15 protein-coding genes are annotated in these 14,180 nt (G+C 71.3%); 9 read left to right on the top strand and 6 right to left on the bottom strand.

The features are described 5' to 3' along the window. Positions 1-94: 94 nt before the first annotated feature. Complete coding sequence (locus tag ABTX60_RS39170; RefSeq protein ID WP_352101655.1) at positions 95-370, bottom strand: SHOCT domain-containing protein; 276 nt, start codon at positions 368-370, stop codon at positions 95-97. Positions 371-410: 40 nt separating this feature from the next. After that, positions 411-854: a DUF6325 family protein gene (locus ABTX60_RS39165; protein ID WP_352101654.1), complete on the bottom strand. Its 444-nt coding sequence runs from the start codon at positions 852-854 to the stop codon at positions 411-413. 184 nt (positions 855-1,038) lie between these two features. On the opposite strand from ABTX60_RS39165, the gene ABTX60_RS39160 reads away from it, so the two are divergent. The 9 genes from ABTX60_RS39160 (at position 1,039) to ABTX60_RS39120 (ending at position 9,518) form a co-directional block, all read left to right on the top strand. Next, positions 1,039-2,040 carry a TIGR00341 family protein gene (locus tag ABTX60_RS39160; RefSeq protein ID WP_352101653.1) on the top strand — a complete coding sequence of 334 codons (1,002 nt, stop codon included), beginning with the start codon at positions 1,039-1,041 and terminating at the stop codon, positions 2,038-2,040. A gap of 158 nt (positions 2,041-2,198) precedes the next feature. Further along, positions 2,199-3,857, top strand: a complete 1,659-nt coding sequence (locus ABTX60_RS39155; protein WP_352101677.1) for an FAD-dependent oxidoreductase — start codon at positions 2,199-2,201, stop codon at positions 3,855-3,857. Between the two features lie 357 nt (positions 3,858-4,214). After that, positions 4,215-5,369, top strand: a complete 1,155-nt coding sequence (locus tag ABTX60_RS39150; RefSeq protein WP_352101652.1) for a SchA/CurD-like domain-containing protein — start codon at positions 4,215-4,217, stop codon at positions 5,367-5,369. Between the two features lie 69 nt (positions 5,370-5,438). Further along, positions 5,439-5,882: a cupin domain-containing protein gene (locus ABTX60_RS39145; RefSeq protein ID WP_502992478.1), complete on the top strand. Its 444-nt coding sequence runs from the start codon at positions 5,439-5,441 to the stop codon at positions 5,880-5,882. Continuing rightward, complete coding sequence (locus tag ABTX60_RS39140; RefSeq protein WP_352101650.1) at positions 5,879-7,147, top strand: beta-ketoacyl-[acyl-carrier-protein] synthase family protein; 1,269 nt, start codon at positions 5,879-5,881, stop codon at positions 7,145-7,147. Before ABTX60_RS39145 ends, ABTX60_RS39140 begins: the two co-directional genes overlap by 4 nt. Then, positions 7,144-8,397 (top strand): ketosynthase chain-length factor, encoded by a 1,254-nt coding sequence (locus ABTX60_RS39135; protein WP_352101649.1) that lies wholly within the window; start codon positions 7,144-7,146, stop codon positions 8,395-8,397. The genes ABTX60_RS39140 and ABTX60_RS39135 overlap by 4 nt, the downstream gene beginning before the upstream one ends. Positions 8,398-8,429: 32 nt before the next feature. Beyond that, positions 8,430-8,684, top strand: coding sequence for an acyl carrier protein (locus ABTX60_RS39130; protein WP_352101648.1), 255 nt, complete (start codon positions 8,430-8,432; stop codon positions 8,682-8,684). A 1-nt stretch (position 8,685) separates the two neighbouring features. After that, the gene (locus ABTX60_RS39125; protein WP_352101647.1) at positions 8,686-9,165 is read left to right on the top strand and encodes an SRPBCC family protein; all 480 of its coding nucleotides are present in this window, start codon (positions 8,686-8,688) and stop codon (positions 9,163-9,165) included. A gap of 20 nt (positions 9,166-9,185) precedes the next feature. Continuing rightward, positions 9,186-9,518, top strand: a complete 333-nt coding sequence (locus ABTX60_RS39120; RefSeq protein WP_352101646.1) for a TcmI family type II polyketide cyclase — start codon at positions 9,186-9,188, stop codon at positions 9,516-9,518. Between the two features lie 105 nt (positions 9,519-9,623). On the opposite strand, the gene ABTX60_RS39115 is transcribed toward ABTX60_RS39120, so the two are convergent. From ABTX60_RS39115 to ABTX60_RS39100, 4 genes are all read right to left on the bottom strand, one after another. Further along, positions 9,624-10,652 (bottom strand): methyltransferase, encoded by a 1,029-nt coding sequence (locus ABTX60_RS39115; protein WP_352101645.1) that lies wholly within the window; start codon positions 10,650-10,652, stop codon positions 9,624-9,626. A 92-nt stretch (positions 10,653-10,744) separates the two neighbouring features. Next, positions 10,745-11,848 (bottom strand): right-handed parallel beta-helix repeat-containing protein, encoded by a 1,104-nt coding sequence (locus tag ABTX60_RS39110; protein ID WP_352101644.1) that lies wholly within the window; start codon positions 11,846-11,848, stop codon positions 10,745-10,747. A 188-nt stretch (positions 11,849-12,036) separates the two neighbouring features. Continuing rightward, a complete protein-coding gene (locus tag ABTX60_RS39105; RefSeq protein ID WP_352101643.1) occupies positions 12,037-12,507 on the bottom strand; it encodes a hypothetical protein in 471 nt (156 codons plus the stop codon). Positions 12,508-12,631: 124 nt separating this feature from the next. Next, positions 12,632-14,110, bottom strand: a complete 1,479-nt coding sequence (locus ABTX60_RS39100; RefSeq protein WP_352101642.1) for an MFS transporter — start codon at positions 14,108-14,110, stop codon at positions 12,632-12,634. Positions 14,111-14,180: the final 70 nt, after the last annotated feature.

The following is a 14,180-nucleotide window of genomic DNA, read 5'->3' as shown; positions in this document are numbered from 1 at the left end:
GGGAGGTCGGAGCGGCCCTTCCCTTCACTCTGCGCACAGGCGACCTGCGGTGACAGGCCTCAGACCGCTCCGCCTTCCCGGCGGCCGATCCTGATCACGCCTGCAGAAGCCTGCGCTTCTGCTCCTCGAACTCGGCCTCGGTGAGCACGCCTTGAGTCCTGAGCTCACCGAGCTGCCTCAGCTGTTCGATCTTGTCCGTCATGTCGGGGGCCGCCGGTTCGGCGACGGCCCGCGGCTGGGGCGAGTACGCCCCGAATCCCTCCTGCGCCGCCCATCGCCCCTGCTGCCGCCGTGTCACGCGGTTCGACACGGCGGTCGCCGTCCCGGCGACGACGGCGGTTCGTGCGACCCCGCGAATCAGACCTGGCATGGCTCTTTCCCTTCTGGTCGTCGGCGCTGTCGAACGCCGTTCAGCGTGCCGCTTCGATCGCGTCGAGGGCGTCGACCACGGCGTTCACCGGGATGCGTCCCGAGGCGACCAGCCTGGCCCCGCCGCGGCGCAGGGCGGCGGCGAAGGGCGCGGCCCACACGTTCTCGTAGAGCAGGATGCCCGCCGAGCAGCCCGGCTCCAGCGCGGTGGCGGCCTCCTCGATGTCGTCCTGGCCCAGCAGGCCCGACGAGGCGCCCTCGAAGACGGCCAGGTCGAGCTTGCCGTCCCCGGTGAGGTCGGCGATCTCCATGCCGGTCACGGTTCCGTCGTCGTCCTTCCGGACGAACATCAGATCCAGGATCCGAATCAGGCCGCGGTCCACCAGATCGACGAGCAGGGGGAAGCCCTCGCCGGTCATACGGTTCCCGGGGAACTCGACGACCAGGTAGTCGATGGGTCCCACTTCTTCGAGTTCCTCGCTCACGGCGTCACCTCTGGTCCTCGCGGCTGTCACCTACCGCCCCCGCCACCATTGCAGCACCGGGCCATGGGCCTCGCACTCCGTGGGCGGGGTGCCGGCACCGTTCGTTCGGGGGAGCGTGGCGGAGTCGGCGAGGTCGGCCGTGTCCTGGTCGGAGCAAGCGTGACCGCTGTGGTTTCTTGAGGGCATGACCAGCGGTGTTCGTGCCCTTGTCCTGCCGGTTTCCCAACGCCGCTCGCTTCAGGAGCTGGCCGAGGACCTGGATCTGTCGTCCGGGGACGCCCGGTCCAAACGTTCGGCGTTCTGGACCATGCTGACGCTGTCGTCGGTCATCGCGGCCTGCGGGGTCCTGACGGACTCCACGGCGACGGTGATCGGAGCGATGATCATCGCGCCCCTGTCGACACCGATCATGGGCATCGCCCTCGGCTCGGTGCGACGCCGGCGCACCGGCGGTCTCGGCGTGGTCCTGCTCGCGTGCGTCCTGGTCATCGCGGTCGGCATGATCTTCTCGCAGGTGCTCCCCGGTGACTACGATCTGCTCTCCAACAGCCAGATCTCGTCGCGGACGTCGCCAGGGCTGATGGACCTGGTCGCCGCCCTGGCCACCGGCCTCGCCGGCGCGGTCGCACTCGCCCGGCGGGACGTCGCCGCCGTGCTGCCCGGGGTCGCGATCGCCATCTCGCTCGTACCGCCGCTGGTGGTGTCGGGAGTGTGCCTGGGACAGCTGGAGGGGTGGCCGGCACTGGGCGCCCTGGTGCTGTTCGTGTCCAACTTCTTCGCCCTGGTGTTCGGCGGCATGGTGATCTTCGCGAGCCTCGGCTACGGCGGAGAGGCCGGGAAGGCGGTCGGCGGCCCCGCGCGCCGGGCGTACACGGCCATGGCGTTGCTCTTCGCCGCCGTGTTCATCCCCCTGTCCGCGAACACCGCGCTCACGCTTCTGCTCGAGATCTGGACGGGCCGTACGAAGTCAGCGGCGCAGCAGTGGCTCGCGGATCAGCCGGACGCATCCGTGACCAGCGTCGACGCCGTCTCGCGGACGATACACATCCACGTCCGCCTTCCCGGTGACCTTCCCCTGGTGCAGCCGCTGCTCGACCGGCTCCGCGGACAGCTTCCCGACGGTGTGCCCATCGTCGTGGACGAGTCCCGTGGGCGGCGTGTCGACGCCGGACGAGTCGGCGACTGAACGGCTCCGCCGCGGTGCGATCCTCCCGCCCTCCCGGAGGGCCGTGCCGCGAAGCACGCGGGTGAAGCCTGAGCCGCTGTCACCTCCCCGGGGCATGCATGAGGATCGCCGCCGCAACCGGCTGGGCCGGCGGCATCGACGCACTGGAGGCGAGAGTGATGAAAGAACGAGCCGGACAGGCGGGCCCCCGGACCATCGACGTCCCGGTCCTCATCGTGGGCGGCTCCCTGGTCGGCCTGGCAACCTCGCTGTTCCTCGGACGGCTGGGCGTACCGCATCTGCTGGTGGAGCGCCACGCCGGCACCTCCATCCACCCGCGAGGCCGGGGCAACAACGTCCGCACCATGGAACTGTTCCGGGTGGCGGGTGTGGAGAAGGCGATCCAGGAGGCGGCCGCCACCCTGTCCGTCAACCACGGCATCCTGCAGACGCCCACCCTGGTCGGCGACGCGGGCGAGTGGTTGTTCAAGGACATCGACCCGGGCGGCGGACTGGCCCGCTTCAGCCCCAGCGCCTGGTGCCTGTGCAGCCAGAACGATCTCGAGCCGGTCCTGCTCGACCACGCCCGCCGGCATGGCGGCGACCTGCGCTTCTCCACCGAACTGATGTCGTTCGACAGCGACGCAACCGGTGTGACCGCCGTCGTCAAGAGCCGTGAGACGGGTGAGCACACCACCATCCGCGCGGACTATCTCGTCGCCGCGGACGGCCCCCGCAGTCCCGTGCGTGAGCAGCTCGGCATCGCGCAGAGCGGACCCGGCGACCTGTTCCACAACGTCAGCCTCACCTTCCGCTCACGCCGTCTCGCCGACGTCGTGGGCGACCGTCACTTCATCGTCTGCTACCTGACGAACCCGGAGGCCGACGGCGCCCTGCTGCCGGTGGACAACCGCGAGAACTGGGTCTTCCACGCCCCCTGGCACCCCGAGCACGGGCAGTCCCTGGAGGAGTTCACGGACGAGTGGTGCACCGAGCACATCCGCCGGGCGGTCGGTGTCCCCGACCTCGACGTGGAGATCACCGGCAAGGCACCCTGGCACGCCGCCCAGAGGGTCGCCCGCAGCTACCGGTCGGGGCGGGTGTTCCTCGCCGGCGACTCGGCCCATGAGATGTCCCCCACCGGGGCCTTCGGGTCCAACACCGGTATCCAGGACGCCCACAACCTCGCCTGGAAGCTGGCCGCCGTACTCGACGGCTGGGCCGGCGAGGAACTGCTCGACACCTACGACGCCGAGCGCCGTCCCGTGGCCGAGGCCACCAGCGCGCGGGCCGCGGCCCGGTCGGCCGAACACAGCCACCCCGGATTCGCCCCGCCACCCGCAGCGGGAGGCGGCGGTCCACGGCAGGGCATCCTCAACGTGGCGCTCGGCTACCGCTACCCGCAGGGCGCCGTCGTCGGGGCCGACACGGCCGCCCCGGTGGTGCCCGAGAGCCTCGACCTGACCGGCGGACCCGGCAGCAGGGCGCCGCACCTGTGGGTGCGCCGCGGCGACGAACGGATCTCGACGCTCGACCTCTACGAGCGGTCCCTCGTCCTGCTCAGTGACGCCGCGGAGCCGAACGAGTGGCACCCGGCCGCCGTGCGCCTCGCCGACGAACTGTCCCTCCCGCTCAGGTCGTACCGGGTGGGCACCGGAGCTCAGGCCGACCTGGTGCCCGAGGACGCCGCCGACTGGGCGGAGCGTCACGGCACGGGACCCGGGGGCGCCGTGCTCGTCCGGCCCGACGGCTTCGTCCTGTGGCGGTCACCGGGTCCTCAGGCGGAGGCCGAGGCGGTGCTGCGCGAGGTCCTGCGGACCGGACTGGCAGTCGCCTGAGCCCCGCGGGCTCCACTCGCGTGCGGCGTCCCGCGCGAGCCCTGCCCGCGGCGGCGTCGACCGCCTTCGCCACCGGCGCCCCTGAAGCCGCTGGCGAAGGCGGTGACACGGGCAGGCGGACGCCTGTGCGCGGACGCCCCCATCACCTGTGCGGGGGACGACGACCGACGGGCCGATGAGCACGCCGACGGCCGAGGTCTCCTTCGTCCACCGGGTCCGGACGTCATCCGCCCTGTCACTCACGTACTTCACCCGAGTCGCGCGATGGGCGGGGACGGGCACAGGATCGAGGAACGCTGACGTCGCATCACTGCGGCCAACGTTCACTTTCCCCTCCGCGAAGGAGATGTGCGCAGGATGACCACCACATCCGAACGGGTTGCAGGTTCGCGGGCGCGCCAGGCGTCGCACCATGTCTCGCAGTCCGTGTTCGACGGTTCCCGGCTCCGAGTCGTCCTCCTGGTCGACGTCCACGACGGCGCCCAGCAGGAGTTCCTCGACGCCTACGAACAGCTGTGCAACCAGGTCGCGTCCGTCCCCGGGCACGTCAGCGACCAGCTGTGCCAGTCGATCGAGAACCCCTCGCAATGGCTCATCACCAGCGAGTGGGAGAGCGCCCCGCCGTTCCTCGCCTGGGTCAACAGCGAAGAGCACGTGCGGATGGTCGAGCCGCTGCACAACTGCGTGCGCGACACCCGGTCCCTGCGCTTCCACGTCGTCCGCGAGACCGGCGGCCCGGCGGCGGACGCCGACCAGGCGGAGCGCCGGCTCCAGACGGCGCCCAGGATCGGCGACGGCGTGATCCGGCACGCGCTCACCTTCACCGTCAAGCCGGGCAGCGAGGAGATCGTCGCCAAGATCCTCTCCGACTACGCCTCGCCCGAGCCGCAGGTCGACGACACCACCCGGCTGTGCCGCACCTCGCTGTTCATGCACGGCAACCGCGTGGTGCGGGCCATCGAGGTGCGGGGCGATCTGCTGGCCGCACTGCGCCACGTCGCCCGGCAGCCCGAGGTCCGGGCCGTCGAGGAGGCCATCAACCCCCATCTGGAGCAGGACCGGGACCTCGACGACCCCGAGTCCGCCCGGGTCTTCTTCACCAGGGCCGCACTGCCCGCCGTCCATCACGTGATGGCGGGGCGGCAGGACCCCCGGACCGAGCGGTACGCCCTGTACTACCCGGCCCGGCCGGACCTCGGCATGAAGCTGGCCGAACTCCTGTCCCGTCAGGACGAGGCGGCGGCGGACGACCCGCGCAGCCCGGTCCTGCGCAGCACCATCTTCCAGCGCGACGACGTCGTCGTACGGCTCATCGACGTGCGCGACGGGCTGGACGCCGCAGACCCCGTCCAGATCCTGGGTCTCACCGACCCGGCACACGTCGCCGAGCTGACGACGCTCCTGGACGAAGCGGGCCCGGACGCCACCGCGCCGAAGGACGCCGACATGGCGCGCCTCCTCGAACTCGCGCGCATGGACCTCGTCACCGACCGCCGGTCGCCCGACGCCTGATTCACCGTCCCGTGGGAGAGGCGGGCACCGCCTCTCCCACGGTGGTGCAGCACATCAACGGAGGAACGCGTGATCACATCTCGTCCCAACATCGTGAGCATGAGCGACGTCGAGCCCAACCGCCGGCGAGGAGGTGACCTGCGTGCCATGCTCACTCCGGCCGCCGTCGGCGCCACCAGCGGTTTCATGGGCGTGGCCCTCATCGAGCCCGGTGACCGCATCGCCGAGCACTACCACCCGTACTCCGAGGAGTTCGTGTACGTGGTGTGCGGGCAGCTGGAGGTGGACCTCGACGGCGAGTCGCACCCGCTGCGGCCCGAGCAGGGGCTGCTGATCCCCCTCAACGTGCGCCACCGCTTCCGCAACGTCGGCGACGTGGAGGCGCGGATGGTCTTCCACCTCGGCCCGCTGGCCCCGAGCCCGCCGCTGGGCCACGTCGACACCGAGGGAACCGACGCCGAGTCCGCGGTGGTGGGGGCGGAGGCAGCCGCACGACGTCAGGTCCGCTCATGACGAGGCGAGTGGTGGTCACCGGCATAGGCATCGTCGCTCCCGGCGGCATAGGCGTACCGGCCTTCTGGAATCTCCTTTCGGACGGGCGTACGGCGACACGGGCCATCACGTTCTTCGACCCGTCCGGGCTGCGTTCCCGGATCGCCGCCGAGTGCGACTTCGACCCGGCTGACCACGGTCTGGACGCACGGGACGTGGAACGCTGCGACCGCTACATCCAGTTCGCACTGGTCGCGGGCGACGAAGCGGTACGGGACGCCGGTCTCGACGTGAGCGCCGAGGACCCGTGGCGCGTCGGGGTCTCGCTGGGCACCGCGGTCGGCGGCACCACCCGGCTGGAGAACGACTACGTCCTGGTCAGCAGCGGCGGACAACACTGGGACGTGGACCACCGCAAGGCGGGCCCGGAACTGCACCGCGCGTTCTCGCCCAGCACGCTCGCCTCGACGGTGGCGGAGCGCTTCGGGGCGCGCGGCCCGGTGCAGACCGTCTCCACGGGCTGCACGTCCGGGCTCGACGCGGTCGGGTACGCCTTCCACACGGTGCAGGAGGGCCGGGCCGACGTGTGCCTAACCGGCGCCTCGGACTCGCCGATCTCCCCGATCACCATGGCCTGCTTCGACGCGATCAAGGCCACCTCCCCGAACAACGACGACCCGGCCCACGCCTCGCGTCCGTTCGACGCCGACCGCGACGGATTCGTCATGGGCGAGGGCGGCGCCGTGCTCGTCCTGGAGGAGCTCGAGCACGCCAGGGCCCGCGGCGCCCACGTGTACTGCGAGCTCGGCGGGTACGCCACCTTCGGCAACGCCTACCACATGACCGGCCTGACCAGCGAGGGGCTGGAGATGGCCCGGGCCATCGAGGACGCCCTGGACTGCGCACGGCTCGACCCCACCGCGATCGACTACGTCAACGCGCACGGGTCGGGCACCAAGCAGAACGACCGTCATGAGACCGCCGCGGTGAAACGGGTTCTGGGCGCGCACGCCTACGACACCCCCATGAGTTCCATCAAGTCGATGGTGGGCCACTCCCTGGGCGCCATCGGAGCGATCGAACTCGTCGCCTGTGTGCTGGCCCTGGCCCACCAGGTGGTACCGCCGACCGCGAACTACGAGACCCCCGATCCCGAGTGCGACCTGGACTACGTCCCGCGCGTCGCTCGCGAGCGCAAGCTCGCCGGCGTGCTCTCGGTGGGCAGCGGATTCGGCGGCTTCCAGTCCGCGGTGGTCATGAACCGGCCGAGGGAGAAGACACGATGAGCGAACCCCGTCCACGGCGCGCGGCCGTCACGGGAATCGGTGTGGTCGCGCCCAACGGAGCCAGTACCGAGACCTTCTGGAAGTCCACCACGGAGGGCATCAGCGCCCTGGAGCGGATCACCCGGGAGGGCTGCGAACACCTGCCGCTGCGGGTGGCGGGCCAGGTGCGCGACTTCGACCCGTCGGCAGCGGTCGAGGAACGCTTCCTGGTCCAGACCGACCGGTTCACCCACTTCGCGATGGCCGCGGCCGACCTCGCGCTGGACGACGCCCAGCTGCACCGGCCCGAGACCGACGAGACGCCGTTCTCCGTGGGCGTGGTCACCGCGGCGGGTTCCGGTGGCGGCGAGTTCGGGCAGCGCGAACTCCAGCAGTTGTGGGGCAAGGGCAGTCGCTTCGTCGGCCCGTACCAGTCCATCGCCTGGTTCTACGCCGCCAGCACCGGCCAGATCTCCATCCGCCGGGGCTTCAAGGGCCCCTGCTCGGTCGTCGCCGCCGACGAGGCCGGTGGCCTGGACGCCCTCGCCCACGCGGCGCGGGCCGTGCGGCGCGGCACCGACGTGATCGTGGCCGGTGCGACCGAGGCGCCGATCGCGCCCTACTCGATGGTCTGCCAGCTCGGCTACCCGGAGCTCAGCACGGTCGACGACCCGACCCGCGCCTATCGCCCGTTCACGTCCGCGGCCTGCGGGTTCGTGCCCGCGGAGGGTGGCGCCATGGTCGTGGTGGAGGCCGAGGACACGGCCCGGGCCCGGGGCGCGCGCGTGCGGGCCCACCTGGCCGGACACGCGGCGACCTTCACGGGGGCCTCCCGCTGGGAGGAGTCCCGGGAAGGCCTCGCCCAGGCCATCCGGGGAGCCCTGGCCGAGGCCGGCTGTGCTCCCGAGGACGTCGACGTCGTCTTCGCCGACGCCCTCGGCGTACCGGAGGCGGACCGCGCCGAGGCCCTGGCCATCGCCGACGCACTCGGGGCGCACGGCACCCGGGTGCCCGTCACCGCGCCGAAGACCGGGATCGGCCGGGCCTACTGCGCGGCGCCGCTGATGGATGCCGCGACAGCGGTGCTCTCGATGGAGCACGGCTTGATCCCGCCCACCCCCCATGTCTTCGACATCTGCCACGACCTCGCCCTCGTGACCGGCCGGGCCCGTACCGCCGAGGTACGTACGGCGCTGCTGCTGAGCCGGGGACTCATGGGGTCGAACTCGGCGCTCGTGCTGCGGCACGGCGCCGGCGACGCCTCGTGGTGAGGCGCCGCGGAGCAGGAGAGGAAGGGAATGACATGACCGACCGCATCACCGTGGAAGAGCTGGCCGAACTCATGAAGAAGTGCACCGGTGTCACCGTCACACCGGAGGAACTCGGCCGCGAAGACACCCACTTCGAGAGTCTCGGCGTCGACTCGCTGGGCCTGCTGGGCATCGTGGGTGAGCTGGAGAACCGGTACGGCACTCCGATGCCGACCGACGCCGAACGCTCCAAGTCGCCCCGGCAGTTCCTCGACCTCGTCAACAGCGCACTGCTGACAGGAGCATGAGATGACCGGACACACACAGAACGAGATCACCATCGCGGCGCCCTTGGACCTGGTCTGGGAGGTGACCAACGACCTGGAGAACTGGCCGCAGCTGTTCAGCGAGTACGCCTCCGTCGAGATCCTCTCCCGGGAGGGCCACAGGACGACTTTCCGGCTGACCATGCATCCGGACGAGAACGGCACCGTGTGGAGCTGGGTCTCGGAGCGCGAGCCGGACCGCGAGACGCTCACGGTCAAGGCCCGCCGGGTCGAGACGGGCCCCTTCGCCCACATGGACATCCACTGGCGGTACGAGGAGGTACCGGCCGGCACACGCATGGTCTGGACACAGGACTTCGCGATGAAGCCGGACGCGCCGGTCGACGACGCGTGGATGACGGACAACATCAACCGGAACTCCAAGGTGCAGATGGCCCTGATCCGCGACCGCATCGAGAAGATCGCGGCGGAGCGCGGTGCGACGCACCGTCTGAACGACTGAGCCGGACGGAGACTCACCCCATGCACCAAGCTCTGATCGTCGCCCGGATGGCCCCCGGATCGGCGCCCGACATCGCCAAGGTGTTCGAGGAGTCCGACCGGGGCGAGCTGCCGCGGCTCGTCGGGGTGACCCGGCGCAGCCTCTTCCAGTTCGGCGATGTGTACATGCACCTGATCGAGGCCGAGCGCGACCCCGGCCCCGCCATCGCCAAGGTCGCCGGGCACCCCGAGTTCCGGGACGTCAGCGAGCGGCTGTCCGCGTACGTCAGCGCGTACGACCCCGAGACCTGGCGTTCCCCCAAGGACGCCATGGCGCAGCGCTTCTACCTCTGGGAGCGCGAGCCGGCCGGCTGACCGCCGCCGGTTATGACCGGTCGCCGGGTCCGCGACGCTGCGGACCCGGCGACCGGCGGTTGCGGAGGAGCCCCGGGCACCAGGGCTCCGCGGGAGGCGGTCGGATCAGCCGGGAACGTGGCAGTCGAACGCGTGCAGATAGGGGTTGACCGGACTGATGTCGTCGATGACCAGGCCCGCCTCGGTCAGCCGGTCCACCATGCTCTGGGTGGTGTGCTTGGCCCCGCCCACATTGAGGAGCAGCAGCAGGTCCATCGCCGTGCTGAACCGCATGGAGGGCGTGTCGTCGACGAGGTTCTCGATGACCACGACCCGCGTCCCGGGACCACCGGCCTCACGGACGTTGCGCAGGGTGCGAGCCGTGCTCTCGTCGTCCCACTCCAGGATGTTCTTGATGACGTAGACGTCGGCCTTCACCGGGACGGCCGTCCGGACGTCGCCGGGCACCACGCGCGCACGGTCCGCGAGGTCGCCGCCCGCGCGCAGCCTCGGCACGGCGTTCTCCACCACCCTGGGAAGGTCGAGCAGCGTCCCGTGCATCGTGGGGTACTTGTCCAGCAGGCTCGCGACGACGTGCCCCTGGCCGCCGCCGATGTCGGCGACCGACGCGCTCCCCGACAGGTCGAGGAACTCGGCGACATCGCGCGCCGACTGCACGCTGGAGGTCGTCATGGCGCGGTTGAAGACGTCGGCCGACTCCGGGGCGTCCTCGTTGAGGTAGGGGAAGAACTCCTTTCCGTACAGGTCCTCCACCACGTTGCGGCCGGTGCGCACCGCCTCGTCCAGCTTCGGCCAGGCGTCCCAGGTCCACGGCTCGGTGCACCAGAGGGTGATGGCGCGCAGACTGTTGGGGTCGTCCTCGCGCAGCAGCCGGGAGACGTCGGTGTGCGCGAAGGTCCCGTCCGGCTGCTCGGCGAAGACGCCGTAGCAGGACAGGGCCCGCAGGAGCCGTCGCAGCGGGCGGGGTTCGGTCTTCACCGCGGCCGCGATGTCCTCCACGGCCATGGGGGTGCCACCGAGGGCGTCGGCCACGCCCAGCCGGGCGGCCGCGCGCAGGGCGGCGGCACATGCCGCCCCGAATGCGAGTTCCCGCAGCCGCATGGACGGCGCGGGGGCAGGCTGAGTGGTCGTCATGTGCCGCCTTCCTTCCTTCTCGGGTCATGTGAGGCACGAGGATCACGGGGCATTCGTGCGGGCCCTGGGTTCATGAGGAGCGAGGCGGGCGGTCAGCACAGGCCGGTGGGCCGGGACGACCCGCAGGCGTTGTCCTGGAAGGTGTTGCCCTGACCGGGGTCCGCGTTGACCAGATCCGCGGGGGAGTTGCCCTGCAGCAGGTTGGCGCTGATCCGGTTCCGCTCGCTCGCCGTGCCAACCAGGCTCTTGTACAGGACGATGCCTCCCGACAGGGAGGAGTTGCCGACGTTGTCCTTGATCACGTTGTGAGTGATCAGGTTGTCGTCGGCGCCCGTCACCACGATGCCGGATCCCTGCAGGGCGTCCAGCCGGGCGGTCTTGGGGCAGAACTTGTTGTTGCGCTCGATGCGGTTGTTGCGCACGGTCACGAAGCCGGCCTTGGGCTTGTTCTCGTCGCCGACGACGAAGACCGCCGCGCAGTTGCCCGTGAGGTGGTTGCCCTCGACGGTCAGGTTCCGCAGCCGGCGGACGGTGACGCCGATCCGGTTGCCCTCCAGCCGGTTGTGCTCCACCACGGTGCCCTCGGTGTCCACGGCCCCCTGCTCCTCCTTCACCGTGTTGGCGAGGAGCAGACCCGCGTCGCCGTTGTCCCGGGCCGTGTTGCCGCGGAACACGCCACGGAGCGAGTACTCGGTGGCGATGCCCCACACCCCGTTCCGGACCGCGGTGACATCCCGCACGGTCAGCCCGTCGGCCTCATGGGCGTAGACGCCGGTCTTGTCGAAGCCGGTCACCGTCAGGGAGGCGATGGTGACGTCGTCGACGCCGCGGTCCTTCGTGCCCGTCACACAGATCCCGTTGCCGGCCGCGGCACAGCTGTCCGCGGCCTTCGCGCGGGGCGATGCGGTGCTCGGGGCAGTGGTGGCGGTGTTCGTGCCAGCCGCCGGCCGGAGCACCGTCCCGCGGCCCATGCCGTGCAGGGTGATCCCGGGCGTGGTCACGTCGACGCTTCCATAGTGGGTGCCGCGTGCGAGCAGCACGGTGTCACCCGGCCGGGCGGCGTCCACCGCCTTCTGGATCGATTCTCCCGGTCTGACGAGATGGACCGTGTGGGCGGCGGTGGGCGGAGCGGCGCCGAGCCCCGTCCCGACCAGCGCCGCCAGGCACGCCAGAGGTGCGATATGGCATTTCTTCATATCGCGCAGGTTATGTCCCATTCGCTATGAATCAGCGAGTTGGTCCATCCGGCGGCGTGGCCCGGCAGGTCACCCGTGACCATCGTGGCGTCAGTCGGTACGGGGACGGCGGGCGCGCCGGGACCGAGTGGTCGGCGGGATGGGCGGTTTCCGATTCCCACCCTGGTCAGTTGGTCGCAGGCGGCACGTCAGGCGATCCACCCGTCGGTGTGCCGATGCCGGCCCAGACGCACGGCGGAGAATGCGTCCTGACCGGCCCTCGCCACGACTCCCAGCCGCTGCAGCGCTTGAGAGACGGGACTGCCGGCCGACGCGAAAGGCTCGCCCTCCTCCACGCGGAGCGGTCCGAGCACGACGCCACCGCCGTCCCACACGGCAGCTCCCTGTTCGCCCTCACCGCCGAAGTACTCGGCCTCCACGTACGCCACAGGCCCACCGGCCGACCAGTCGGCCAGGATCTTCTCGAACCCGCCCGTGAGCCGCTGGAAGCCCAACGCGCCTACGGGGCCGCTGTCCGCGAAGGTCTCGCACAGCGCGTCCGTCATCGGCATCAGCGACAGGCCCTGTCCGATCGATGCCGTCCGGGCGGCGGTCAGGCCCCGCGTGGCCACACGCAGTACCTCCTCGGCCGCGATCACTGCCCGCAGGTCGTAACTCATCCCAAAGGTCCTCCTCATCGAGGGCCTCATCGTGCCCCACAACGCCGAGCCTTTGTCGCAGTGTTGGCCCCGAGGCCGCCCCCATGGCGAGCATCCGCTCACGGACGCATGGGATCGCGGTACGTCACCCCCGCGGCAGGAGGAGCCGGGCGAGAGCGGCGGTCGCGAGGAGGAGGGCGGCGACCGTGAGGAGGCCGACGCGCATGCCCGGCAGGGAGAAAGCCCCGCCGGGACCGGAGAGCAGGCCTCCGAAGAGGGCTACGGCGAGCGCACCGCCGGTCTGGCGGACGGAGTTGAGGAGCCCGGAGGCGGTTCCCGCGCGATCCTGCGGGACGACGTCCATCAGCAGCGCGGTCACGGCCGGTACCGCGAGCGCCCCGCCGACGCTCAGCGGCAGCAGCAGGACGAGCACCAGCCACAGCGGGGTGTGCGGGGCCAGCGGCAACATGGCCAGCATCGCTCCGGTGAAGACGACCTGCCCGGTGACGATGACCGCGCGTCGCCCGACACGCTCCGCGAGGCGCGGCGACACCAGGTTGGTCGCCGTCACGACCGCCGACATCGGCACGAACATCAGCCCGGCCGCGACGGCCGACATGCCGCGCAGCTGCTGGTAGTACAGCCCGAGCAGGAAGATCCCGCCGTAGAAGGCGGCGTTGACGGCGAAACCGACGGCGAGCGGGACGGTCACCCGGCGGTCCCTCAGCATGGCCGGCGGAACCATCGGCCGGGAGTGGCGGGCCTCCACCGCCCGGAACGCGCACCCGGAGACGAGCGCGAGCGCGGCAGCGCCCAGGACGGGTCCGCTGGTCCAGCCCAGGTGACCGCCCTCGATCACGGCGAACGCCAGTCCCGCCAGGGCCAGTACGGCGGTGAGCTGCCCGGCGAGGTCCAGCGCGGCGGGCCGGCGCGGGGAGCGCGGCACCCGGAGCAGCAGGCCCAGGACGACCGCGCCCACGGGAAGGTTGAGCAGGAAGACCGCCCGCCAGCCGGCCGTGTCGGTGAGCAGCCCGCCCAGCACGGGCCCCGCGGCCATCGCCACCGAGCCGCCGACCGTCCACAGGGCGATGGCCCGGGCACGCGCCCGCGCGTCCTCGTAGGCCTGCCGGATCAGCGCCAGCGAGGCCGGCATGACGATGGCGGCGGCAGCGCCCTGCGCCACGCGCGAGGCGACCAGCACACCGATGCCGGGCGCCAGCGCGCAGGCGAGGGAAGCGAGGGTGAACAGGGCGATGCCCCAGCTGTACGCGCGGCGGGCGCCGGTGCGGTCGGCGAGCGCGCCTGCCGAGAGCATCAGGGCCGCGAACATCAGGGTGTAGGCGTCGACGACCCACTGCAGTCCGGACATTCCGCTGTCGAGGGAGCTCCGGATCGAGGGCAGCGCGATGTTCACCGCCGAGACATCGATGGTGATCACCGTGAAGCCGAGAAGCGAAGCCACCAGGGCGCCGCCGCCTCGCCGCGGCGCGGTGACGGTCTGGGAGGACGGCACGCCTGGCCGGGCCCGGTCCGGCGCAGGGTGCCCCGGCCCGGGTGCCGGCGGCTCTGCCTCGTGCCCGGGTCCGGAGGTGGTGGAGGAGGGCGGGGAAGGGGTGGCCTGCATGGTGAGCTCCTGAAATCCGCGAGGACGGCCGGGGAAGGGACGGTGGAAGGGGCGGGCGGCTGCGGCGTAC

Source organism: Streptomyces sp. NPDC126510, from assembly GCF_040302345.1.
Lineage (GTDB): Bacteria > Actinomycetota > Actinomycetes > Streptomycetales > Streptomycetaceae > Streptomyces.
The sequence above is the reverse complement of the archived record's forward strand: the minus strand, read 5'-3'. Positions and strand labels throughout refer to the sequence as shown.

Bases quoted from the DNA above. Each gene is read 5' to 3' on its own strand.
- ABTX60_RS39170 (WP_352101655.1), bottom strand. From the start codon at position 370: ATGCCAGGTCTGATTCGCGGGGTCGCACGAACCGCCGTCGTCGCCGGG.
- ABTX60_RS39160 (WP_352101653.1), top strand. From the start codon at position 1,039: ATGACCAGCGGTGTTCGTGCCCTTGTCCTGCCGGTTTCCCAACGCCGC.
- ABTX60_RS39155 (WP_352101677.1), top strand. From the start codon at position 2,199: ATGAAAGAACGAGCCGGACAGGCGGGCCCCCGGACCATCGACGTCCCG.
- ABTX60_RS39150 (WP_352101652.1), top strand. From the start codon at position 4,215: ATGACCACCACATCCGAACGGGTTGCAGGTTCGCGGGCGCGCCAGGCG.
- ABTX60_RS39140 (WP_352101650.1), top strand. From the start codon at position 5,879: ATGACGAGGCGAGTGGTGGTCACCGGCATAGGCATCGTCGCTCCCGGC.
- ABTX60_RS39135 (WP_352101649.1), top strand. From the start codon at position 7,144: ATGAGCGAACCCCGTCCACGGCGCGCGGCCGTCACGGGAATCGGTGTG.
- ABTX60_RS39130 (WP_352101648.1), top strand. From the start codon at position 8,430: ATGACCGACCGCATCACCGTGGAAGAGCTGGCCGAACTCATGAAGAAG.
- ABTX60_RS39125 (WP_352101647.1), top strand. From the start codon at position 8,686: ATGACCGGACACACACAGAACGAGATCACCATCGCGGCGCCCTTGGAC.
- ABTX60_RS39120 (WP_352101646.1), top strand. From the start codon at position 9,186: ATGCACCAAGCTCTGATCGTCGCCCGGATGGCCCCCGGATCGGCGCCC.
- ABTX60_RS39115 (WP_352101645.1), bottom strand. From the start codon at position 10,652: ATGACGACCACTCAGCCTGCCCCCGCGCCGTCCATGCGGCTGCGGGAA.
- ABTX60_RS39110 (WP_352101644.1), bottom strand. From the start codon at position 11,848: ATGAAGAAATGCCATATCGCACCTCTGGCGTGCCTGGCGGCGCTGGTC.
- ABTX60_RS39105 (WP_352101643.1), bottom strand. From the start codon at position 12,507: ATGAGTTACGACCTGCGGGCAGTGATCGCGGCCGAGGAGGTACTGCGT.
- ABTX60_RS39100 (WP_352101642.1), bottom strand. From the start codon at position 14,110: ATGCAGGCCACCCCTTCCCCGCCCTCCTCCACCACCTCCGGACCCGGG.